This is a genomic window from Mesorhizobium sp. M4A.F.Ca.ET.050.02.1.1, from assembly GCF_003997725.1.
In the GTDB taxonomy this organism is placed as follows: domain Bacteria; phylum Pseudomonadota; class Alphaproteobacteria; order Rhizobiales; family Rhizobiaceae; genus Mesorhizobium.
The window spans coordinates 1-1,730 of sequence record NZ_RZSG01001047.1 but is presented as its reverse complement, the minus strand read 5'-3'; the positions used below and the strand labels follow the sequence as shown (position 1 = coordinate 1,730).

Sequence of the window (1,730 nt, the reverse complement as noted above, 5' to 3'; positions counted from 1 at the left end):
ATATAGGCCCTGATCTCCTCGGCCTCGCGCTCGACATCCTCGATGCGACGCTTGACGACGTCGCCGATCGACACGATGCCGTAGAGCAGGCCATCCTTTTCCACCGGCAGATGGCGGAAGCGACCCTTGGTCATGATCTCCATCACCTCGTTGACGGTGTGGTTCTCGTTGCAGATCTTCACCTTCGGCGTCATCGCCGAACGTACCGCGATGTCGAGCGCCGCGGCACCTTCCTTGGCCAGCACGCGCACGATGTCGCGCTCGGAGAGGATGCCGACGATCTTATGGTCGCCATTGGTGATGACCAGCGCGCCGATCCTGTGTTCGGTCAGGATGCGGATGGCCTCGCTCAGCTTTTCGTTCGGCCCGAGCGTCAACACGTCATGGCCCTTCTTCTCGAGAATTGCCTTAACAGTCATGGCGTCCTCCTCAGCTTGTTGCTTGCCGGTTCCTGCCCTGACCGGCATTCACGTTCCGGTGAACATGGTGCGCCGTGATTGTTTGCATTTCAAGTGCGGCGCGGCTCACTCCAGCGGCCGGCGGCGGTCGAAAGCGCGCACGCCGAAGAAGCCGGCGACAAAGCCGCCAATATGCGCCTCCCAGGCGATCTGTCCGTCGACGCCTGGAGCAAAGCCTATCAGGCCGGTGACGAGGTTGATCACCATCCAGACACCAAGGAAAGTGACGACGCCGCGCGAGCGGAACACCTCCGTCATCGGCAAGGGCGCGCCGGCAAAGGCGCCTCTGCCCGACGAACGGTCGATGCGGAAGGCGAAGCGCGCCGCCGCCCCCATCATGCCGGAAATCGCGCCCGAAGCGCCGACCAGCGGCGCCTCGCCGAGCGGGTGCAGGACATAGAACAATGCCACCGCCGCAAGCCCCGTCACCGCAAAGAACAGCGCGAAGCGAAGCGCGCCGAATCGGTTCGCCAGCGGCGAGCCGAACGCCGCCAGCCACACCATGTTGATCAGGAGATGCGCCCAGCCGCCATGCAGGAACGCATAGGTGAAGGGGCTGGTGAAGGCATAAACCTCGAGGTCATAACGGCCGGAATGGCGGATCGGGATGAACGCCGCCCGCACCAGCAGGGCGAAATCCTGGTCGTCGGTCAGTAGGTAGACGCGCACCAGGTGAACGGCAATGCAGATGCCGATCACCGCCAGCACCACCGACGGCAGGTTGAACACCGGTTCGCGGCGCGGTTCCGGCGCATCGTCCTGCTGTTCGATTTCCGAAGGGCTAACCGGCTCGCTCATTGACAAAGCATCCTGGGATTCGATCGGCGAGCTTTAGAGCAAGGGCGCCCGGGTTGAAACAATTCTGTTTCCCAAAGCGTGCGGCCGCAGCCTCGCCGTCATTTGCTAAGAACCAGAAGGGAGACAAAGTGGAAATGCTCTGGCGTTCGCGAAACTCGCAACGCGCGTTCTCGGAAGCAGCAAGACCCCTCCCTAGAATGCGGCCGATTTCAAAGGGGTCTCCACATGATCAAGCATATCCTCTCGTTGGCTCTCGCCGCCGGCGTCGCAGCTTGGTCTCCGAGACGCTGACAAGCGCCCCAACCGGCCGGCAAGCAATCCAGTCGACCAACGTGTTCGTCGATGCCAATGGCATCGTCTATTCGCCGGACTACAATGCCGGGCTGGCGACCATGGAATATGACAGGTGACAAAGGCGACTATCACCCTCCGCCCCCAGCGCACCGCCATCAGCCCGAAGCTCACGCCCCTTGC

At 62.4% G+C, this 1,730-nt stretch carries 3 protein-coding genes; 1 reads left to right on the top strand and 2 read right to left on the bottom strand.

Annotation, left to right across the window (positions count from 1 at the left end; genetic code table 11):
• Both EOA33_RS34765 and EOA33_RS34760 read right to left on the bottom strand, forming a co-directional pair.
• On the bottom strand, positions 1-419 hold a 419-nt coding region (locus EOA33_RS34765), incomplete at its 3' end, for a CBS domain-containing protein (RefSeq protein ID WP_145989486.1).
• 105 nt (positions 420-524) lie between these two features.
• A complete protein-coding gene (locus EOA33_RS34760; RefSeq protein WP_127407655.1) occupies positions 525-1,256 on the bottom strand; it encodes a rhomboid family intramembrane serine protease in 732 nt (243 codons plus the stop codon).
• A gap of 272 nt (positions 1,257-1,528) precedes the next feature.
• Here EOA33_RS34760 and EOA33_RS39500 point away from each other — a divergent pair, with 272 nt between their 5' ends.
• A complete protein-coding gene (locus EOA33_RS39500; protein ID WP_189363206.1) occupies positions 1,529-1,666 on the top strand; it encodes a hypothetical protein in 138 nt (45 codons plus the stop codon).
• Positions 1,667-1,730 lie beyond the last annotated feature (64 nt).